Annotated in this window: 18 protein-coding genes; 8 read left to right on the top strand and 10 right to left on the bottom strand. The window is 64.1% G+C overall.

Annotated features, from left to right (window positions below; all coding sequences use genetic code 11):
* Positions 1-38: 38 nt before the first annotated feature.
* Together E5221_RS09505 and E5221_RS09500 are read right to left on the bottom strand one after the other, a co-directional pair.
* Positions 39-1655 carry a methyl-accepting chemotaxis protein gene (locus tag E5221_RS09505; RefSeq protein ID WP_247847223.1) on the bottom strand — a complete coding sequence of 539 codons (1617 nt, stop codon included), beginning with the start codon at positions 1653-1655 and terminating at the stop codon, positions 39-41.
* A 192-nt stretch (positions 1656-1847) separates the two neighbouring features.
* Positions 1848-3611, bottom strand: coding sequence for an ABC transporter transmembrane domain-containing protein (locus tag E5221_RS09500; protein ID WP_247847221.1), 1764 nt, complete (start codon positions 3609-3611; stop codon positions 1848-1850).
* 212 nt (positions 3612-3823) lie between these two features.
* On the opposite strand from E5221_RS09500, the gene E5221_RS09495 reads away from it, so the two are divergent.
* Positions 3824-3997 carry a PA1571 family protein gene (locus E5221_RS09495; RefSeq protein WP_182329952.1) on the top strand — a complete coding sequence of 58 codons (174 nt, stop codon included), beginning with the start codon at positions 3824-3826 and terminating at the stop codon, positions 3995-3997.
* 176 nt (positions 3998-4173) lie between these two features.
* Here E5221_RS09495 and pdxB read toward each other — a convergent pair whose 3' ends face one another.
* From pdxB to rlmM, 3 genes are all read right to left on the bottom strand, one after another.
* On the bottom strand, positions 4174-5316 hold the full coding sequence (gene pdxB, locus E5221_RS09490; protein WP_047934632.1) for a 4-phosphoerythronate dehydrogenase PdxB: 1143 nt from the start codon (positions 5314-5316) through the stop codon (positions 4174-4176).
* A gap of 60 nt (positions 5317-5376) precedes the next feature.
* On the bottom strand, positions 5377-5619 hold the full coding sequence (gene tusA / locus E5221_RS09485) for a sulfurtransferase TusA (protein WP_003248727.1): 243 nt from the start codon (positions 5617-5619) through the stop codon (positions 5377-5379).
* A 905-nt stretch (positions 5620-6524) separates the two neighbouring features.
* Entirely contained in the window at positions 6525-7586 is a 1062-nt protein-coding gene (gene rlmM, locus E5221_RS09480; protein ID WP_061552090.1) for a 23S rRNA (cytidine(2498)-2'-O)-methyltransferase RlmM, read from the bottom strand.
* Between the two features lie 216 nt (positions 7587-7802).
* Between rlmM and acnA the strand changes: the two genes are divergently transcribed.
* The 3 genes from acnA (at position 7803) to E5221_RS09465 (ending at position 13284) form a co-directional block, all read left to right on the top strand.
* Complete coding sequence (gene acnA / locus E5221_RS09475) at positions 7803-10544, top strand: aconitate hydratase AcnA (protein ID WP_247847219.1); 2742 nt, start codon at positions 7803-7805, stop codon at positions 10542-10544.
* 198 nt (positions 10545-10742) lie between these two features.
* Positions 10743-11519, top strand: a complete 777-nt coding sequence (locus E5221_RS09470; RefSeq protein WP_061552091.1) for a CPBP family intramembrane glutamic endopeptidase — start codon at positions 10743-10745, stop codon at positions 11517-11519.
* A 199-nt stretch (positions 11520-11718) separates the two neighbouring features.
* Positions 11719-13284, top strand: a complete 1566-nt coding sequence (locus E5221_RS09465) for a PAS domain-containing methyl-accepting chemotaxis protein (protein ID WP_015269510.1) — start codon at positions 11719-11721, stop codon at positions 13282-13284.
* Between the two features lie 241 nt (positions 13285-13525).
* Here the strand turns inward: E5221_RS09465 and E5221_RS09460 are convergent, their stop codons facing one another.
* The 5 genes from E5221_RS09460 to E5221_RS09440 all read right to left on the bottom strand — a co-directional run bounded on the left by E5221_RS09460 (position 13526) and on the right by E5221_RS09440 (position 16895).
* Positions 13526-14410, bottom strand: a complete 885-nt coding sequence (locus E5221_RS09460) for a pseudouridine synthase (protein WP_015269509.1) — start codon at positions 14408-14410, stop codon at positions 13526-13528.
* Between the two features lie 51 nt (positions 14411-14461).
* The gene (locus tag E5221_RS09455) at positions 14462-14770 is read right to left on the bottom strand and encodes a hypothetical protein (RefSeq protein ID WP_004376097.1); all 309 of its coding nucleotides are present in this window, start codon (positions 14768-14770) and stop codon (positions 14462-14464) included.
* A gap of 65 nt (positions 14771-14835) precedes the next feature.
* Positions 14836-15267: a D-Ala-D-Ala carboxypeptidase family metallohydrolase gene (locus E5221_RS09450; protein ID WP_023661723.1), complete on the bottom strand. Its 432-nt coding sequence runs from the start codon at positions 15265-15267 to the stop codon at positions 14836-14838.
* A gap of 108 nt (positions 15268-15375) precedes the next feature.
* Complete coding sequence (locus E5221_RS09445) at positions 15376-15615, bottom strand: glutaredoxin family protein (protein WP_004376101.1); 240 nt, start codon at positions 15613-15615, stop codon at positions 15376-15378.
* A gap of 71 nt (positions 15616-15686) precedes the next feature.
* Positions 15687-16895 carry an ammonium transporter gene (locus E5221_RS09440; protein WP_247847217.1) on the bottom strand — a complete coding sequence of 403 codons (1209 nt, stop codon included), beginning with the start codon at positions 16893-16895 and terminating at the stop codon, positions 15687-15689.
* Between the two features lie 313 nt (positions 16896-17208).
* Between E5221_RS09440 and E5221_RS09435 the strand changes: the two genes are divergently transcribed.
* The 4 genes from E5221_RS09435 to E5221_RS09420 all read left to right on the top strand — a co-directional run bounded on the left by E5221_RS09435 (position 17209) and on the right by E5221_RS09420 (position 19710).
* Positions 17209-17523, top strand: coding sequence for a YqjD family protein (locus E5221_RS09435; RefSeq protein ID WP_013971684.1), 315 nt, complete (start codon positions 17209-17211; stop codon positions 17521-17523).
* 9 nt (positions 17524-17532) lie between these two features.
* Positions 17533-17907: a phage holin family protein gene (locus E5221_RS09430; RefSeq protein ID WP_013971683.1), complete on the top strand. Its 375-nt coding sequence runs from the start codon at positions 17533-17535 to the stop codon at positions 17905-17907.
* Positions 17904-18233 carry a hypothetical protein gene (locus E5221_RS09425; RefSeq protein ID WP_247847216.1) on the top strand — a complete coding sequence of 110 codons (330 nt, stop codon included), beginning with the start codon at positions 17904-17906 and terminating at the stop codon, positions 18231-18233. The genes E5221_RS09430 and E5221_RS09425 overlap by 4 nt, the downstream gene beginning before the upstream one ends.
* 145 nt (positions 18234-18378) lie before the next feature.
* Positions 18379-19710: a deoxyguanosinetriphosphate triphosphohydrolase gene (locus E5221_RS09420; RefSeq protein ID WP_061552094.1), complete on the top strand. Its 1332-nt coding sequence runs from the start codon at positions 18379-18381 to the stop codon at positions 19708-19710.
* Positions 19711-19754: the final 44 nt, after the last annotated feature.

Below are 19754 nucleotides of genomic sequence, written 5' to 3'. Positions count from 1 at the left end.
GCCGCTCCTACAGGGACCGCGTCAGGCATGACAGGGCATCAGGCGCTGAGGCGGGAGGTGACTTCACCCAGCTGCCCCGACAACCCATGCAGGCGCTGCCCCGCCTGTTCGGTATGCTGCACCGCCTGCTGGTTGGCCGTGGCGATGCGGGTGATTTCGATCAGGTTGCAGGAGATATCCTCGGCCACGCTGGTCTGCTCTTCGGCCGCCGTGGCGATCTGCCGGTTCATGTCGCGGATCGCTTCCACTGCCAGGGTGATGCGCTGCAGCATCTGCCCGGCCTGCTGCACCTGCTCGGCACCCTCCTCGCTGCGCTGCCGGCCGCTTTCGATGGCCTTGACCGCCTCCACCGCCCCCGACTGCACCGCCTCGATGATCTGGTGGATCTCGGCGATCGACGCCGCCGTGCGCTGGGCCAGGCTGCGCACCTCGTCGGCAACTACCGCAAAACCACGCCCGGCCTCGCCGGCACGGGCTGCTTCGATGGCCGCATTGAGCGCCAGCAGGTTGGTCTGCTCGGCAATGCCGCGGATCACTTCAAGGACTTTGCCAATGCGCGCGCTGTCATGCTCAAGGTCGCGAATCACCGCCGCCGTGCCAGCGATTTCGCGGTTGACCACGCCGATGATGTCGATGGTCTGTTGCATCACCTGCTCGCCCGCCTGGGCACTGTGATCGGCATCGTCCGCAGCGCGAGCGGCCTCCGCGGCGTGGCGGGCGACTTCCTGGGCAGTGGCGGACATCTCGTGCATGGCCGTGGCCACCTGGTCGGTGCGCTGGAACTGGTCGTGGGTACCACGGGCCATGTCGCCGGCGATGCTGCGCAGCTGGCCGCTGGCGCCTTCCAGTTCCTGGGCGTTGTCCTGCAGCCGGCCGACCGTGTCGGCGAGGAAATCGCGCAGGGTGTTGGCGGCCCGCGCCAGGCGGCCCAGTTCGTCCTCACGGCGGCTGTCTACCCGGGCGGCAAAGCGGCCCTGGCTCAGCTGCGCGACATACTCGATCAACTGGCGGATCGGTTCGATCAGGCTGCGGTTGACCAGCCACAGGCTGAGCAGCCCCACCGACACGGCCGAGGTCAGCATCACCAGCAGGCCCAGCCATACCGTGCGCTCGGCACCGGCACTCAGGATGGCGGCGTGCTGACGGGCTTCGGCACGCAGTTGCTCGACCAGTTCGCTCATCTGCTCGCTGACGGCGCGGTCCACGCCCTTGACCGCCTGGTCGCCGGCCACCGGGTCGCCGCCCGCCGCCAGGAATGCCTGGCGACCCTGCGCATAGGCCTGGCCCAACTGCCGGTGGCTGTCACGCAGTTGCTGCAGCGGCGCCTTGAGCCTGGCGTCGCTGCTGTCGATCAATTGCCCGAGCAGTTGCTGCACCTGCTGCTCGCGAGCCTGGAACTGCTGCCAGTACTTGTCCATGTCAGCCGGCTGGCGCCCGCGCAACAGCACATTCTTCCATTCCTGCACCTGGATCTTGAACTGCAGGTTGGCTTCGTCGATCAATTGCGAGGCCCGCAGCGGCCCATCGACCAACTCGGCATAGCCGCGCACGCTGGACGAAAGGAACTGGAAGCACACCAGGGCGATCAGCAACATCGCCACCAGACTGCCGCCGAGCAGGGAGAGAATTTGCACTCTGAGGGATTTACGCAACATCTTGGATCTCGGAAAGCAGGAGGAAGACCGGAGGGCCGCGCAAGCTGGCAACAAGGCGCAACGCAGCCCGATTGCGGGCAGGCCAAAAAAAGGCTGCCATCAAGCAATGGCAGCCAGGTCGAGCACTTACGCAACAGTTAAGCTAGATACTCTCAGGCAAATACTACAGAAATGTTACAAGGCCACTGCAAGCTACCCCGTGTTGAACTGCAAGGCCGCCAGCCGCGCATAAAGCGGGCTCTCTTCGATCAACTGGCGATGCGTCCCCACCGCCACCAGCCGGCCCTTGTCAATGACCGCGATACGGTCGGCATGCTGGACCGTAGCCAGACGATGGGCGATCACCAGTGTGGTGCGCCCGGCCATCAGGCTGGGCAGCGCCTGCTGGATCAGGTGTTCGCTTTGTGCGTCGAGTGCGCTGGTGGCTTCGTCCAGCAACAGGATCGGCGCATCGACCAGCAACGCACGGGCAATGGCCAGGCGCTGCCGCTGCCCGCCGGACAAGCCGATGCCGCCCTCGCCCAGCGGCGTCTGGTAGCCCTGCGGCAATTGCCGGATGAATGCGTCGGCATGGGCACCCCGGGCGGCTGCCTCGACCTCGGCCAGGGTCGCCTCGGGCCGGCCATAGCGGATGTTGGCCTCGACCGTACCGCGAAACAACGAGGGGTTCTGTGCCACCAGGGCGAACTGCTGGCGCAGGTGATCGGGGTCGAGTTCGGTGATCGCCCGGCCATCGAGCAGGATGCGCCCCTGCTGGGGGTCGTAGAAGCGCAGCAACAAATCGAACAAGGTCGACTTGCCCGCCCCCGACGGGCCCACCAGCGCCACGGTCTGCCCCGGCTCGATGGTCAGGCTCAGGCCATCGACAGCCGCCACCGAGGGCCGTGACGGGTAGGCGAACACCAACTGCTGCAGTTCGATACGCCCACTGGCCCGCTGCTGCGGCAGCACCTGCGCCACGGCGGGCGGCAGGATTGCACTGCGCGCCGCCAACAGTTCGGCAATGCGCTCGGCGGCGCCCGCCGCCCTTTGCAACTCGCCGATCACCTCGCTGAGGGTGCCGAAAGCGCTGCCTACGATCAGGCTGTAGAACACGAAGGCGGCCAGTTCGCCCGCGGAAATGCGCCCGGCGATCACGTCCATGCCGCCAACCCACAACATCACCCCTACCGCTCCCAGTACCAGCACGATCACCAAGGTGATAAGCCAGGCACGTTGGGCAATCCGCTGCCGGGCCACGGCAAACGCCGCTTCGACCGTGCCGGCGAACAGCTGGCGGTCATGCGCCTGGTGGTTGTAGGCCTGCACGGTCTTGATCTGCCCGAGGGTCTCGGCCACATAGCTGCCCACATCGGCCACCCGGTCCTGGCTCTGCCGCGACAGGCTGCGTACCCGGCGGCCAAACAGCAGGATCGGCGCCAGCACCAGCGGCAGGGCCACCACCACAATGCTGGTGAGCTTGGGATTGGTGATAAACAGCAACACCACACCACCGATGACCATCAGCGCGTTGCGCAGGAACATCGACAGCGAAGAGCCGATTACCGATTGCAGCAAGGTGGTGTCGGCGGTCAGGCGCGACTGGATCTCGGAGCTGCGGTTGTCTTCGAAAAACCCGGGATGCAAGCCGATCAGGTGGTCGAACACGGCTCGACGGATATCGGCCACGCAGCGCTCGCCGATCCACGACACCAGGTAGAAGCGGCTGAAGGTACCCACCGCCAGGGCCAACACCAGCAGCAGGAACAGGCCGATGGTCTGGTTGAGCTGATGCGCGGAGCGGGTCATGAATCCCTGGTCCACCAGCAGGCGAATGCCCTGGCCCATGGACAGGGTGATGGCGGCGGTGACTACCAGGGCCAGCAAGGCCAGCAGCATCTGGCGACGGTAAGGACGGACAAACTGCCAACCCAGGCGCAAGGCGCGGCGTTGACGTGGGGAAACCGATTCGGGCATGGCGCTGACCACAATGGTGGGAAACCGCAGCCTACCACTCATCCACGCCTGTGGAACCCTTGCAGGGTTGCTATAGCCTATCGGTCTAACCAGGCTATGGAGCTTTACTGCCGTTTCTGTTGGACTGTGCCTGCCGTGACCCTGCAGGCATTGTCACAGGCCAGTCACGGCACAGGGTTAACCTGCGCTTGAACCTGATGAGGAGACAATACATGAGCTTGCAGCATGGCAGCGACAACCAGAAGCCCCGGACTACCCCTCAGCCGCAGGTGTGCGGTTCGATCATCGATGCGAAGGGGCGCGAAGTACCGATCACCGAGCAGATGATCCAGAAGGCCTGCAAGGCCCTGGAAGAAAGCCGGGTAGAGCGCGTACGTAAAGGTTGATCGGCGAATTCCTTGCAACCCGGCGCTTGCGCCGGGTTTTTATTTGCCTGAATCCTGTACCGGCCCTTTCGCGGGTAAACCCGCTCCCACAGGGACAACACAAGCCTTGAGGTCAGCGGGCTACCTGTGGGAGCGGGTTTACCCGCGAAGAGGCCGGCACAGCTTTCAAAAGGCTGTCAGACCAACACCCCACCCAAGGCACTGACCAGCTGCGCCAACTGCGGCGACTCCCCGCGCACGCGCACCGCCAGCCCCTCGATCTCGCGCCGTGGCGGGTACTGCTTGCGCAACTGGTCGAACGCTGCACGCTGCTGCTGCGGGTCGTCGCTGAGGCTGCGGCGGAAATCGGCATCGTCGCGGCGTGGGTCGTACACTGCGCGGCAAAGGGTGGCCAAGGCCCAGGCCGGGTCGGTGCTGGCATCCAGTTCGATCTGCGCCAGCGGTGGCCGGGGCAGCAGGTCGGCCAGTTGCACCTGTTCATCCACACCGAGGAAGCGGCACAGCGCCTGGTAGATCTGCGCCGTACCACGCTGGCGACCGTCGAGGCTGTAGCCGGCAATGTGCGGCGAAGCCAATGTGCACAGGTCGGCCAGTTGCAGGTCGACCTGCGGCTCACCCTCCCACACATCCAGCACCGCATGCAGGTCTTCGCGGTCCAGCAGCAGTTCGCGCAGGGCGGCGTTGTCCACTACCGGGCCACGGCTGGCGTTGACCAGCCAGGCACCGGGGCGCAACTGCGCCAGCTGCGCCTGGCCCAGCAGGTGCCAGGTCGGGTGCTCGCCGCCACGCTGCAAGGGGGTGTGCAGGCTGATGACATCACACTGTTGCAGGATGGTCTCGAGGCTGACGTAGTCACCGCCCTCGGCGGCCTGGCGCAGCGGGTCGCATACCAGTACCTTCCAGCCCAGGCCGTGCAGCACCCGCACCAGTCGGCCACCCACCTCACCCGCGCCCACCACGCCATACACGCGCTCGGGCAGTGCCACGCCATCCAGTTCTGCCAGGGTCAGCAGGCTGCCCAGAACGTAATCGACCACGCCGCGGGCATTGCAGCCCGGTGCGCTGCTCCAGTGGATGCCGGCTTCGGCAAAGTAGTTCAGGTCGAGGTGGTCGGTGCCGATGGTGCAGGTGCCGACGAAGCGCACGCGGCTGCCTTCGAGCAACTGGCGGTCGACCTTGGTCACCGAGCGCACCAGTAGAATGTCGGCGTCCCTTACGCTGGCGGCATCGAGGCTTCGGCCGGGGTAACGGCGGATTTCGCCGAAACCCTGGAAGAATGCATCGAGCAGCGGGATGTTCTCGTCGGCAACTATCAGCATGGCGCTCTCCTGTCTGGGGAACGCAGTGTAGGCGCAACGCCGGGCGTGTTCCAGAGCGGTTCAGTCGGCTTTCTTGCGGATCCAGTACAGGAAGGTACCGGCGTCTTCCTGCTGCTGCAGCAGTTCGTGGCCGAGGAAGTTGCAGAACTTGGGGATATCGCGGCGGGTCGAGGGGTCGGTGGCGATGACCTTGAGCAGGCCGCCAGCGGCCAGGTTGCGCACGTGCTGGTGCAGCATCATTACCGGTTCCGGGCAGTTCAGGCCGGTGGCGTCGAGGATGGCGTCAGGGGTGAAATCGGTCATGGGGGACTCCGCAAATGATCGCTATTGTCGCGCATCGCGCGCCGTGGTCCAAGCACCGCCTGTGAAGACAAGCCCTGAGCTTGCTCTTGATCTTGCTCTTGATCTTGCTCTTGCTCTTGCTCTTGATCTTGATCTTGATCTTGATCTTGATCTTGATCTTGATCTTGATCTTGATCTTGATCTTGATCTTGATCTTCGCGACTTCAGGAGGCCGAGCAGAGGTTTTGCGGAGGGAGGTGACGGGCATGGATGCCCGTCAAGCGCTGAGGCCCCATGGATGGGGCCTGCAGCGCGTACTCCCGGGAGCAAGACCGGCGCGAGGGGACCCCGGAGCGCAGCGCAGGGGCCGGATGATGGGAGCGCAGCGTTTTTTGGTTACTTTTTGCCGCGTTTGGCAAAAAGTGACTCGCCGTAAGGGCGAAAAGGTGAGTATGCGTCGCCATCGTAAATGGACTATGCGCGAGATCAAGACCAGTACTTTTCCGCTCTTCGCTCTTCGCTCTTCGCTCTTCGCTCTTCGCTTTCAAGCATGGGCATCAACAACAAGGTCAACATTCATTTTCGAAGGTGGCGCTTATTCACCTTTCCGCCCTTACGGCGGGTCACTTTTTGTCAAACGCGACAAAAAGTAACCAAAAAACGCTGGCTCCCATCATCCGGCCCCTACGCTTCGCTCCGGGGTCCCCTCGCTACGGGCCTGCTCCCGGGAGTACGCGCTGCAGGCCCCATCCATGGGGCCTCAGCGCTTGACGGGCATCCATGCCCGTCACCTCCCTCCGCAGTCCCTTCGCTCGGCCTCCTGAAGTCGCAATCGGCGGCGCCTGAACTATCGCGCGCTTAGAAGCAAAAGCCTAAGTGCAAGTGCAAGTGCAAGTGCAAGTGCAAGTGCTAAGCGGTTCGCTGTGCTAGCGCTTCAAGTCCAACCGGCGCAGATGGCAGGTCACTTCCTCGCGGTCGTGATACAGCTGCTTGCAAGCAATCGACACCTTGATCTTACGCGCCTTGAAGGTCGCCTCCATGCGGTCGAGCAGCCGGCGTACCTCGGCATAGCGCTGCTTCATCGGCAGCTTCAGGTTGACCACAGCTTCACGGCACAGCCCCTCGCCCAGCCAGGTCTCGATCAGCGAGGTGGTACGCGCCGGTTTCTCGACGATGTCGCACACCATCCAGTCCACCGGCTGCTTCGGTTGCCAGGTGAAACCATCGGCCATCAGGTGCTGGACCAAGCCGGTGTCCATCAGGCTTTCGGCCATCGGCCCGTTGTCGATGGCGGTCACCAGCATGCCCCGGCGCACCAGCTGGTAGGTCCAGCCACCCGGCGAGGCTCCTAGGTCGACACCGGTCATGTCATCGCCCAGGCGCTGCTCCCACTGCTCGCGCGGGATGAACTGATGCCAGGCCTCTTCCAGCTTGAGGGTCGAGCGGCTGGGCGCCTCGCGGGGGAACTTCAGCCGCGGGATGCCCATGGGCCACAGTGCACTGTTGCTGGCCGGAGCAACACCGGCAAATACCCGGCGGCCGCTGATGAAGGTGAGCAGCAGGCGTGGGCGGCTGGCGTCGTCGACCAGGCGGCCAGCCTTTTCCAGGGCCTTGCGCAGCGGCACCTCGAACTTGCGGCAGAAGGTGGACAGTTCCTTGCCTTCGTTGCTGTCCAGCACCTCCAGCCACAGGCTGCCGAACACCGGGAACCCGGCCAGATGCGCCAGCAGCACACTGATACGGTCGCTTTCCGGCAGTTCGACATAACCGCCACGGGCCCACTGCCGCGGGAAAATCAGCTGGTTGAAGCGCAGTTCCCCCATCAAGCGCTCGGCACCGCCCTCCTCGCTACAGACAAACTCGGCACTGGCACTCTGCGGCTTGCCTTTGGCATAGCCGGCAACGCCCAGGCGGGCCGCATGTTCGCTGATTTCGGCGCACACCTCACCCTCGAAACCGGGCCGGCAATGCATGAACAGGGTATTCATCTCTCACTCCACTACGGCTGGCGCGCCACAGGCGCCGGCAGGGCGGCGATGATAAAGGAAGATCGGAACCTGCGACACGCCCCGCCGGTCCAGAAAAGGGTCAGTTGACGCAAAGCGGTCTAACCTGACCTTTCAGCCAGGTCCGTGCCGTGCGGATCGATACACAGCGGTGCCACCGGCAGATCTTGCCAGGCACCGGCGCAGAAGGAGTTGGCAATGCCCTCGCTCGATAGCCTGAATACCCTCAAATCCCTACAGGTCGGCGACAAGACCTACCACTACTTCAGCCTCACCGAGGCCGCCCGCCAACTGGGCGACCTGCAGCGCCTGCCCATGTCGCTGAAGGTACTGCTGGAAAACCTGCTGCGCTGGGAAGACGGTAAGACCGTCACCGGCGACGACCTGCGCGCCCTCGCCCAATGGCTGGGCGAGCGACGCTCCGACCGCGAGATCCAGTACCGCCCGGCGCGGGTGCTGATGCAGGACTTTACCGGTGTGCCGGCCGTGGTCGACCTGGCCGCCATGCGCGCTGCCATGGCCAAGGCCGGCGGCGACCCGCAGAGGATCAACCCGCTTTCACCCGTGGACCTGGTGATCGACCATTCGGTGATGGTCGACCGCTACGGCACGCCGCAGGCCTTCAGCGAGAACGTCGACATCGAAATGCAGCGCAACGGCGAGCGCTATGCCTTCCTGCGCTGGGGCCAGAGCGCCTTCGACAACTTCCGCGTGGTACCGCCGGGCACTGGTATTTGCCACCAGGTCAACCTCGAATACCTCGGTCGCACCGTCTGGACCCGTGAGGCCGATGGCCGCACCTACGCCTTCCCCGACACCCTGGTCGGTACCGATTCGCATACCACCATGATCAACGGCCTCGGCGTGCTCGGCTGGGGCGTGGGCGGGATCGAAGCGGAGGCGGCCATGCTCGGCCAGCCGGTGTCGATGCTGATCCCTGAAGTGATCGGCTTCAAGCTGACCGGCAAGCTGCGCGAAGGCATCACCGCCACCGACCTGGTGCTGACGGTGACGCAGATGCTGCGCAAGAAGGGCGTGGTGGGCAAGTTCGTCGAGTTCTACGGCGACGGCCTGGCAGATCTGCCCTTGGCCGACCGGGCAACCATCGCCAACATGGCCCCGGAATACGGTGCCACCTGCGGCTTCTTCCCCGTCGACCAGGTGACCCTGGACTACCTGCGCCTGTCCGGCCGCCCCGAGGCGACGGTGCAACTGGTCGAGCAGTACTGCAAAGCCCAGGGCTTGTGGCGGCAGCCGGGCCAGGAGCCACTGTTCAGCGACAGCCTGGCGCTGGACATGCAAGAGGTCGAGGCCAGCCTGGCCGGGCCCAAGCGGCCGCAGGACCGGGTAGCCCTGGGCCAGGTCAGCCAGGCCTTTGACCACTTCATCGAACTGCAACCCAAACCGCTGGCCAAAGAGGTCAGCCGCCTGGAAAGCGAAGGTGGCGGCGGCGTGGCGGTGGGCAACGCCGACCAGGCCGGGGAGATCGACTACAGCCATCAAGGCCAGACCCACACACTGCGCGATGGCGCCGTGGTGATTGCCGCGATCACCTCGTGTACCAACACCTCCAACCCCAGCGTGATGATGGCCGCCGGGCTGGTGGCGAAAAAGGCCCTGGAAAAAGGCCTGCAACGCAAACCCTGGGTCAAGAGCTCGCTGGCACCGGGCTCCAAGGTGGTCACCGACTACTTCAAGGCCGCCGGGCTAACCACCTATCTGGACCAATTGGGGTTCGATCTGGTCGGCTATGGCTGCACAACCTGCATCGGCAACTCCGGCCCGCTGGATGAAGCAATCGAAAAAGCCATCGGCAGCGCCGACCTCACGGTGGCTTCTGTGTTGTCGGGTAACCGCAACTTCGAAGGCCGTGTGCATCCGCTGGTCAAGACCAACTGGCTGGCCTCGCCGCCACTGGTGGTGGCCTATGCCCTGGCCGGCAGCGTACGCCTGGACCTGACCCGCGACCCTCTGGGCACTGGCAAGGATGGTCAACCGGTGTACCTGCGTGACATCTGGCCCAGCCAGCAGGAAATTGCCGCTGCCGTGGCCAAGGTAGACACGGCGATGTTCCACAAGGAATACGCCGAAGTGTTCGCCGGCGATGCACAGTGGCAGGCCATTGAGGTACCGCAGGCGGCCACCTACGTGTGGCAGGCCGATTCTACCTATATCCAGCATCCGCCGTTCTTCGACGACATCGGCGGGCCACCCCCGCAGGTCACCGACATCCAGGGTGCGCGGATCCTGGCACTACTGGGTGACTCGGTGACCACGGACCACATTTCCCCAGCTGGCAACATCAAGGCCGACAGCCCGGCCGGGCGCTACCTGCGTGAGCAGGGCGTCGAGCCCCACGACTTCAACTCCTACGGCTCACGGCGTGGCAACCATGAAGTGATGATGCGCGGCACCTTCGCCAACATCCGCATCCGCAACGAAATGCTGGCGGGCGAAGAAGGAGGCAACACCCTGCACGTGCCCAGTGGCGAGAAGCTGTCGATCTACGACGCGGCCATGCGCTACCAGCAGGAAGGCACGCCGCTGGTGGTGATCGCCGGCCAGGAATACGGCACCGGCTCGAGCCGCGACTGGGCCGCCAAAGGCACCAACCTGCTGGGGGTCAAAGCAGTACTGGCGGAAAGCTTCGAGCGCATTCACCGCTCCAACCTGGTAGGCATGGGCGTACTGCCGCTGCAATTCAAGGCCGGGCACAACCGCAAGCAGCTAGGTCTGACCGGCAAGGAGAAGATCGATGTGCTGGGCTTGAACGGTACACAGATCCGCCCGGGCATGAGCCTGCCCTTGCGCATCACCCGCGAGGATGGGCAGCAGGAGCAGATCGAGGTGCTGTGCCGGATCGATACCGTGAATGAAGTGGAGTACTTCAAGGCAGGGGGGATATTGCATTATGTGTTGCGCCAGCTGATTGCTGGTTGAGGCGCGTATGCTTGGGGCTGCTGTGCAGCCCATCGCCTGTAGGAGCGGCCTTGTGTCGCGATGGGGCGCGCAGCGGCCCCGCTCGATAGCGGCGGCGGAGCTGAAATCTGGGGCCGCCATGCGGCCCATCGCGACACAAGGCCGCTCCTACAAGCGACGCGTAGCGGCCCGTTTCTGCTTACCCGAGAAGGACTACTCGTGCCTCGCTTCAACCTGATCGCACTTTTACTCCTGGCGCTCGGCTACACCCTCGCCCTGAGCCACGGCAACCTCGGCATCACTACCCTACCCACCTTTCTCGCCCTGCTTGCCAGCGCCCTGCTCGCTCGCCGCCCCCAGCGCTGGCAACAAGCCCTCGGCCACACGTTGTTCATCCTACTGGCCATAGCCCTGGCATTGCACTGGCTGCCCGGCTTCAACGCTGCCAAGGTCATCGACGGCGTTGTCCTCAGCCCTGGCGCCCTGCCTTTCACGATGTACCTGAACCTGGACAAACCCCTGATCGGCGCCTGGCTGCTGCTGGCCTGCCCTTGGCTGTTCCTGTGGCGCAGCCAGGGCCTGGCGACCAGCCTGCTGTACGCCCTGCCCCTGACACTGCTTGCCTGCCTGGGCGGCGCCTGGGCAATGGGCATGCTGGCCTGGGCCCCGAAATGGCCCGACCAAGCCTGGCTCTGGCTGCTGAACAACCTGCTGCTGGTAAGCCTGACCGAAGAACTGCTATTCCGCGGCTACATCCAGGCCGGCCTGCAACGGCTGCTGCGCCACCAAGGGCTGGCATTGTTCGCCGCCGCCTTGCTGTTCGGCCTGGCCCACCTGGGGGCCGGCTGGCAATGGGTGTACCTGGCCACCCTTGCCGGTATCGGCTACGGCCTGGCGTACCGCTGGGGCGGCGTGGCGGCGGCGGTGCTCTGCCATTTTGGCCTGAACCTGGTGCATTTCACCCTGTTCAGCTATCCGATGCTGGCTCTTGGCTAGCCATTCGGTCATCATTCGACTTATCCGTCATTAAACAGCAGTAAAAACGAAATAATGACGCTAAATTACTTGAACGTGCTCGTTGGCTAACCCAGATCGAAGTGATGGCCTGTTGCCACAGGTCAAGCACATTAATTATTCATTCAATAAAACCAGCGGCTTGCCGATATCAGTCGAAAGCCCTGCGGACTATCAACCCATGCGTAACAACCAGCCGATTACCCAGAGAGAACGGACTTTCCCTGCCCAGCAGCGGTTGATCTCCACCACCAATGCCAAAGGTGTGATCACTTACTGCAACGATGCCTTCATCGAGATCAGTGGTTTCACCCGCGAAGAACTGACCGGTGCGCCGCACAACCTGGTGCGCCACCCCGACGTGCCGCCAGCGGTGTTTGCTCACATGTGGCAAACCCTCAAGCAGGGCCAGCCGTGGATGGGCATCGTCAAGAACCGCTGCAAGTCCGGCGACCATTACTGGGTCAACGCCTATGTCACGCCGATCTTCGACAACAACCAGGTGGTCGGCTTCGAATCGGTGCGGGTCAAGCCCACCGCCGAGCAGGTCCGCCGCGCCGAGGCGCTGTACCAGCGCATCAACCAGGGCAAGCCGCCGGTACCGCGCCGGGACAAGTGGCTACCGGTGCTGCAGGACTGGTTGCCGTTCATCCTGATCAGCCAGGTGGGCTTCCTGATCGGCAACTGGCTGGGGCATTCCTGGGGCTTCGCCCTGGCTGCCGGGCTTTCCGTACCACTGGGCCTGCTGGGCCTGAGCTGGCAGCAGCGTGGCCTCAAGCGCCTGCTGCGCCTGGCCGAGCAAACCACCTCCGACCCGCTGATCGCGCAGATGTACACCGACAGCCGGGGCGTGCAGGCGCGCCTGGAAATGGCCATGCTCAGCCAGGACGCGCGCATGAAAACCTGCCTGACCCGCCTGCAGGACAGCGCCGAACACCTCAGCGAACAGGCGCGCCAGTCTGACGCGCTTGCGCACAAGAGCTCTTCGGGCCTGGAGCGCCAGCGGGTGGAGACCGAGCAGGTTGCCGCTGCGGTCAACCAGATGGCCGCCACCACCCAGGAAGTGGCCAACCACGTGCAGCGCACCGCCGATGCCACCCAGGAAGCCAACCGCCTGACCAGCCAGGGCCGGCAGATTGCCGGTGAAACCCGCGAGGCCATCGAGCGCCTGTCGGCGGCGGTGGGCGAAACCGGCCAGACGGTGACGCAACTGGCCAAGGACAGTGACGAGATTGGTGGCGTGGTCGATGTGATCAAGGGCATCGCCGACCAGACCAACCTGCTGGCGCTGAACGCGGCCATCGAAGCGGCACGTGCCGGTGAAATGGGCCGAGGCTTTGCCGTGGTGGCCGACGAAGTGCGCCAGCTGGCCCAGCGCACTGCCGAATCCACCGGGCAGATCCACGGCCTGATCGCCAAGCTGCAACAAACCGCCAGCAATGCCGTACTGACCATGGAAACCGGCCATCGCCAGGCGCAGGAAGGCGTCGACCGTGTGATGCAGGCCGACGAGGCGCTGGTGGGTATCAGTGAAGCGGTGGCCAACATCACCGACATGGCTACCCAGATTGCTGCAGCGACCGAAGAGCAGACTGCAGTGGCGGACGAGATCAGCCGCAACATCAGTACCATCGCCGACCTGGCCGACCAGACTGCCGAACAGGCCCAGCATTCGGCGCTGCTCAGCGAAGAGCTGACCAGTACGGCGGGTACCCAGTACTCGCTGGTGGAGCGGTTCAACCGCTAAGGCGGCTTCCACAGGTACGGCATGCACTTTATACCTGCGCCGTACCTGTGGGAGTAACTGTCTTGCTCAAAATCCAAAAGATTGCGCGATCACTGTGGGAGCGGGTTCACCCGCGAACACCGGCGAAGCCGGTGCCATCCAGCGCGCAGGCTTCTTCGCGGGTGAACCCGCTCCCACAGGGGGCCGCGCAAGCCTTCAGAGTGCATTCACGACAGTTGCTCATGCAACGAGCGTGTGAGCATTACCAATCCAGCTGCAAACAGCTCTCGAAGTAGCGTTCTTCCCCGCTCAGCGGGTCTGCAAAGCGCAGGCTCTGCGCCAGCAACTTCAGCGGCCGCTGGTAGTCGTCCTCGTCGTTGAGAAGCTGCGGATAGAACGGGTCATTGCAGATCCCCGCCCCCAGCGCCGCCATGTGCACGCGCAACTGATGGGTCTTGCCAGTTACCGGCGACAGCCCGTAACGCCAAAGCTCGCCATTCTTTTCCAGCACTTCGGCCAGGGTTTCGCTGTTGGCCTCCCCCTCTACCTCGTGCATGCGGAAAAACGGCTCGCCATGTACCAGGCGACTTTTGTGCACCAGCGGGAAATCGTGCTGCGGCATGGCCGCCGCAATTGCCTGGTAGCGCTTGTCGATGCGTCGTTCGGGGAACAGCCGCTGGTAGGCACTGCGGCTCTGCGGGTTGGCGGAAAACAGCACAAGCCCGGCGGTATGCCGGTCGATACGGTGCAACGGCACCAGATGCGGGTTGCCCAGGCGGCGGATCAGGCGGCGCAGCAAGGTCTGTTCGACGTATTCACCAGTCGGCGTCACAGGCAGGAAATGCGGCTTGTCGGCTACCACCAGGTGCTCATCCACATGCAGTATGGCCTCCTGCACCGGGATCGGCCGCTCGTTCGGCACCTCACGGAAGTAGTGCAATCGCATACCGCGCTTGTAAGGCAGTTCGGCAGAAACCGCCCGCCCTTCGGCATCAAGCACCCGGCCACGAGCAAAACGATCGAGCCACTGGGCGCGGTCGATGGCCTTGAAATGGTCACACAGGCAGTCGAGCACCGTCGCCCAGTTACCGGGGGGCAGGCACACCGTGCTGGCTTGCTGGCGGGCGGGGTCGAAAGGCGTGGTCATGGCAGGGCTCGAAACGTTCACGGCCGCGCATTATCCCCCAAGCCCGCGCCCTCAACCAGCCTGGGCAATGGCCTCGCAGCGCTCCTTCAACCAGCGCAACACCTGCACCGGCTCCCAGCGCCCAGGGTCGTAGAGGGCATACAGCAACCCCTGATACCCCACCACATCCAGCCCGCGGTGATAGCCGGCCCGCTGGAACAGGGCCTCGATCTCGGCGAAGCAGGTATTGAAGTGGACCTTGCCGAACGGCGTGCGGTCGTCGGTCACCAGGCCTTCGAGGCGCAGTTCCAGAACAGCGTCGGCTACCCGCTCGACGGGCATGCGGTTGACGCTGTACTTGAGTTGCTCGACATTGAGCATGGCTTCACCTCGATACTGTATTTATATACAGCATACGAATATCCCCTTGCCGCCGTCAATGCGCTTCATTGCAGGCCCGGCAGATAGCCGGTGCCTTTACGGATGGTCAACACCTGGCGCCGAGGGGCGCCGCGCGACACGGCCAGGTGCACCCAGTCATCGAATTCGAGGATCAGCTGGTCGAAAGGGATGGTGCTTTCGCTGATCCGTCGCACAACCTCGCGCGGGGTCACTTCAATCACCGTGAAATCAGCCGCCAGCCCCTGCAGATGCTTGCTCGTCAGCGTCCCGCCAATGCGCTGATTGACTGCGGGGCTGCGATAGCCACTGCTGACGATGACCGGTGCGCCGAACAGCGCGCGCACCTGCTCCAGTGCATTGCACAGCAACTGCAGGTTGGCACGCGCCTCGGCTGGAGGATTGTTGTCGAGCCCTTCCCTGGCGGCGAGCTGCGAAACAGTCATTTCATCGAGGGTGAAATGGGGGGTAATGCGCATGGCTGGATTCCTGATGACCGGTGAAGGATGCCGGCCTCAACGTGCCGGCAGCGGATCATCACAACGCTGCACACCGCATGGAGCAGGGACAGACCTCCCCTTGCGCAATTACTGCGCGAGAAACGCCACCACCTGTTCGGCATCGAACGGCCAGTGCAGCTCGGCGCCGTTGTCACAACGGCGCAGCACCGGAATGATCAGGCCATAGCGTTCGAACAGAGTTTCGTTCTCGGCAATGTCGACCAGTTCCACCAGCAGGCCATGATCGACGAAGGGCATCAGCACGGCCTCGGCCACTTCACACAGGTGGCAGCCGAGGGTGCCGAACAGTTGGCATTCAGGCAGCATGGGGGCAAGTCCGCTTTGGCAGGGAGAAACCTATTCTAGGTCCGTCCTGCCCACAGTGCACCTGACCTGGCTCAATCCTGGCTGGTGGCGCCGATACGGTGCAGCGACAGGTCCGCGCCCTGGAATTCCTGCTCATGGCTCAAGCGCAGCCCATGCAGCGCGCGGATTGCACCATACACGGCAAAACCGCCGGCCAATGCCACCACCACGCCCATCAGGCTGCCCAGCAATTGGCTGACCAGGCTGACACCGCCCATGCCACCCAGCACCTCCTGGCCGAAGATGCCGCAGGCCATGCCACCCCATACGCCGCACAGGCCATGCAACGGCCACACACCCAGCACATCGTCGATCTTCCAGCGGTTCTGCGCCGCGGTGAAGGTCCAGACGAACAGCGCACCCGCCACCAGGCCGGTGGCCAGCGCACCAATCGGGTGCATCAGGTCGGAACCGGCACAAACCGCTACCAGCCCGGCCAGCGGCCCGTTATGCAGGAAGCCCGGGTCGTTACGCCCGGCCAGCAAGGCCGACAGGGTGCCACCGACCATGGCCATCAGCGAGTTGATCGCCACCAGGCCGCTGACACCTTGCAGGGTCTGGGCACTCATGACGTTGAAGCCGAACCAGCCGATGATCAGGATCCACGACCCCAATGCCAGAAAGGGAATGCTCGACGGGGCAAAAGCCACCAACCGGCCATCGCGGTAGCGCCCACGGCGCGCGCCCAGCAGCAACACCGCCGCCAGCGCCAGCCAGCCGCCCATGGCATGCACCACCACCGAGCCGGCAAAATCATGGAATGGCGCGCCGAAGCGTGCCTGCAACCAGCCCTGGACGCCCAGGTTGCCGTTCCACACCACGCCCTCGAAGAACGGGTAGATGAACGCTACGATCAATGCCGTGGCACACAGCTGCGGCACAAATCGCGCCCGCTCTGCGATACCCCCGGAGATGATTGCCGGGATCGCCGCAGCGAAGGTCAGCAGGAAGAAGCACTTGACCAGCGCATAGCCATGGTCGGCCGCCAACGCTGCCGCCGGCTGGAAGAAGCTGACCCCGTAGGCGATCCAGTAGCCGATGAAGAAGTACACCAATGCCGAAATAGCGAAGTCGCTGAGAATCTTCGACAAGGCGTTGACCTGGTTCTTGTGGCGTACAGTGCCCACTTCGAGAAACGCGAAGCCGGCATGCATGGCCAGCACCAGGATGGCGCCCATGAGAATGAACAGGGTGTTTGAACCGTGGACCAGAGAGTCCATCGCGCTGTGCATGTTTTCCATGAAATAGGCAGACCTGCTGAAAAAGGCACCAGGACAGTTCAAGAACCTGCATCCCTGCACCGAATCGGTGCCAGCTCCCTGCCCCGTTTCGGTGAACCGGGCGGAGCCTGCTTGGTTTTTTCTTGGGTTTGTCGTGGATTGAGTTAAGGTTTATCGGTATCCGCTGCGCTGACGCCCTGAATCGGCGCAATACCCGACCAGGGCGCCCCGCAACGTGGCAAAGCCTTAGCAAGGCCCATACCAGCGCCGGTACTTGAACCTTCCGCGCGTGCTATCACTCGAACTACCAACACTCATCGACAGGGAGATACCCATGGCCAGCAAATCGGCAAAGACTGCACAAGAGATATTGATGGCTGACTTCCAGGCACTGGTCCGCGACACCGAGAAGCTGCTGGCCGACACTGCCAACCTGGCAGGCGACCAGGCTGACGAGTTGCGTGAACAGATCCACGACCGCCTGACCCAGGCCCGCGAAACCCTGCAACTGACCCAGGACTCGGTGCGGGAACGCGGCCAGGCAGCATTGAGCAGTGCCGAACAGTACGTGCAGGAAAAACCGTGGCAGGCGATCGGCATTGCCGCTGGCGTCGGCCTGTTGATCGGCCTGCTGGCCAACCGCCGCTGAGGGGTTTCCATGGAGAACGACGCCAACGGCGCCAGCGCCTCGGGCAAGCGCCTGGGGGCGGCTGCCCTGGGGCTGCTGCACAGCCACATCGAACTGTTCGGCATCGAATTGCAGGAGCAGAAGGGCCGCACCTTGAGCCTGCTGCTGTTCGCCGGCCTCGCCCTGGTGTTCGCCCTGCTTCTGCTGACGGCGTTGTCCGGGCTGTTGCTGGTGCTGCTGTGGGATAGCTATCGCCTGGCCGGCATCATCGGCCTGTGCGTGTTCTACGGCATAGCCGCGCTGTATTGCGGCTTGCGCTTGAAGGCCGCGGTGTTCGACGAGTCGTCGCCCTTCGGCGCCACCCTCGAGGAACTTGCCAAGGACCGGGAGCGCCTGTTGCCATGAGCCTGCCAGAACTGCCAAACACCCGTAACCCGCGGGAACTGCGCAAGGCGCTGCTGCGCCTGCGCATGGAAATGCACCGCCAGGAAATCCGCCACGAGTCCGCGCAGTTGCTTGAGCCACTGCGCCGCGTGCGCGGCATGGGCAGCTCACTGCACGACGGGCTGGGCATCAAGCATGCGCCGCTGTGGGGGATTGGCGCCGTGGTGGCGCTGGGCTTCCTCACCGGCAAGGGCGTGCGCAGCGGCAACCTGGCGCGGCTGTTGCGCCTCGGCACCAGCCTGCTGCCGTTGCTGCGCCTGTACCTGCGAGGCAGCCGCCGCCCCTGACCATCGCGATCCTTGTAGGAGCAGCCTTGTGCTGCGAAGAGGCCGGGAGCGGCGAGGAATTTGTATCGATCAAACGGACCTCTTCGCAGCACAAGGCTGCTCCTACAGGATATGCTGCTGCCTTCGACCTACAGGAGACCGCGCCTTGGACTGGCACACCCTGCTCACCCGCGAACGCCTGGGCAAAGCCCTGTACAGCGCCGATGAACTCGGGCGCAGCCCCTTCCACAAAGACCACGACCGCATCATCTTCTCCGGTGCCTTTCGCCGCCTCGGGCGCAAGACCCAGGTGCACCCGGTTTCGAGCAACGACCATATCCATACACGCCTGACCCACTCGCTGGAAGTCAGCTGCGTCGGCCGCTCGCTGGGCATGCGCGTCGGCGAAACCCTGCGCGACAGCCTGCCGGACTGGTGCGCCCCCAGCGACCTGGGGATGATCGTGCAGTCGGCCTGCCTGGCCCATGACATCGGCAACCCACCATTCGGCCACTCTGGCGAAGACGCCATCCGGCACTGGTTCCAGCAGGCGGCCGGGCGTGGCTGGCTGGACGACATGAGCGACGACGAGCGCGCCGACTTCCTCAACTTCGAAGGTAACGCCCAAGGCTTTCGCGTACTCACCCAACTGGAGTACCACCAGTTCGACGGCGGTACCCGGCTGACCTATGCCACCCTCGGCACTTACCTGAAGTACCCGTGGAGCGCACGCCACGCCGACGCCCTGGGCTACAAGAAACACAAGTTCGGCAGTTACCAGAGCGAACTGCCGCTGCTCGAGCAGATCGCCCGCAAGCTCGGCCTGCCGCAACTGGAACACCAGCGCTGGGCGCGCCACCCGCTGGTCTACCTGATGGAAGCTGCAGATGACATCTGCTACGCGCTGATCGACCTGGAAGACGGCCTGGAGATGGAGCTGCTGCAATACGCCGAAGTCGAAGCACTGCTGCTCGATCTGGTCGGCGATGACCTGCCGGAAACCTACCGCCAGCTCGGCCCTGGCGATTCCCGGCGGCGCAGGCTGGCGATTCTGCGCGGCAAGGCCATCGAGCACCTGACCAACGCTGCCGCCCGTGCCTTCGTCGAGCAGCAGCAGGCCTTGCTGGCCGGGCAGCTGGCGGGCGACCTGGTCGAACACATGCACGGCCCGGCCAAGCGCTGCGTGCTGCAGGCCAAGGACATGGCACGCAACAAGATCTTCCAGGACAAGCGCAAGACCCTGCACGAGATCGGCGCCTACACCACGCTGGAAATCTTGCTGAACACCTTCTGCGGGGCCGCCCTCGAGCAGCACGGTGGACGCACGCCCTCATTCAAGAGCCGCCGGGTACTGGACCTGATCGGCAACAATGCCCCCGACCCACACGGCTCGCTGCACAGCGCCTTCCTGCGCATGATCGACTTCATCGCGGGGATGACCGACAGCTATGCCAGTGAAATGGCCCGGGAAATGACCGGGCGCTCCAGCCCGACCTGAGCCCTGCCGGTGCAGCCCGGACATCGCCCGTAGCTGCACCGCCC

Origin of the sequence: Pseudomonas sp. A2, assembly GCF_023100865.1 — a bacterium.
Taxonomy (GTDB): Bacteria; Pseudomonadota; Gammaproteobacteria; order Pseudomonadales; family Pseudomonadaceae; genus Aquipseudomonas; species Aquipseudomonas asiatica.
The sequence above is the reverse complement of the archived record's forward strand: the minus strand, read 5'-3'. Positions and strand labels throughout refer to the sequence as shown.

Bases quoted from the DNA above. Each gene is read 5' to 3' on its own strand.
- E5221_RS09505 (WP_247847223.1), bottom strand. From the start codon at position 1,655: ATGTTGCGTAAATCCCTCAGAGTGCAAATTCTCTCCCTGCTCGGCGGC.
- E5221_RS09500 (WP_247847221.1), bottom strand. From the start codon at position 3,611: ATGCCCGAATCGGTTTCCCCACGTCAACGCCGCGCCTTGCGCCTGGGT.
- E5221_RS09495 (WP_182329952.1), top strand. From the start codon at position 3,824: ATGAGCTTGCAGCATGGCAGCGACAACCAGAAGCCCCGGACTACCCCT.
- pdxB (WP_047934632.1), bottom strand. From the start codon at position 5,316: ATGCTGATAGTTGCCGACGAGAACATCCCGCTGCTCGATGCATTCTTC.
- tusA (WP_003248727.1), bottom strand. From the start codon at position 5,619: ATGACCGATTTCACCCCTGACGCCATCCTCGACGCCACCGGCCTGAAC.
- rlmM (WP_061552090.1), bottom strand. From the start codon at position 7,586: ATGAATACCCTGTTCATGCATTGCCGGCCCGGTTTCGAGGGTGAGGTG.
- acnA (WP_247847219.1), top strand. From the start codon at position 7,803: ATGCCCTCGCTCGATAGCCTGAATACCCTCAAATCCCTACAGGTCGGC.
- E5221_RS09465 (WP_015269510.1), top strand. From the start codon at position 11,719: ATGCGTAACAACCAGCCGATTACCCAGAGAGAACGGACTTTCCCTGCC.
- E5221_RS09460 (WP_015269509.1), bottom strand. From the start codon at position 14,410: ATGACCACGCCTTTCGACCCCGCCCGCCAGCAAGCCAGCACGGTGTGC.
- E5221_RS09455 (WP_004376097.1), bottom strand. From the start codon at position 14,770: ATGCTCAATGTCGAGCAACTCAAGTACAGCGTCAACCGCATGCCCGTC.
- E5221_RS09450 (WP_023661723.1), bottom strand. From the start codon at position 15,267: ATGCGCATTACCCCCCATTTCACCCTCGATGAAATGACTGTTTCGCAG.
- E5221_RS09445 (WP_004376101.1), bottom strand. From the start codon at position 15,615: ATGCTGCCTGAATGCCAACTGTTCGGCACCCTCGGCTGCCACCTGTGT.
- E5221_RS09440 (WP_247847217.1), bottom strand. From the start codon at position 16,895: ATGGAAAACATGCACAGCGCGATGGACTCTCTGGTCCACGGTTCAAAC.
- E5221_RS09435 (WP_013971684.1), top strand. From the start codon at position 17,209: ATGGCCAGCAAATCGGCAAAGACTGCACAAGAGATATTGATGGCTGAC.
- E5221_RS09430 (WP_013971683.1), top strand. From the start codon at position 17,533: ATGGAGAACGACGCCAACGGCGCCAGCGCCTCGGGCAAGCGCCTGGGG.
- E5221_RS09425 (WP_247847216.1), top strand. From the start codon at position 17,904: ATGAGCCTGCCAGAACTGCCAAACACCCGTAACCCGCGGGAACTGCGC.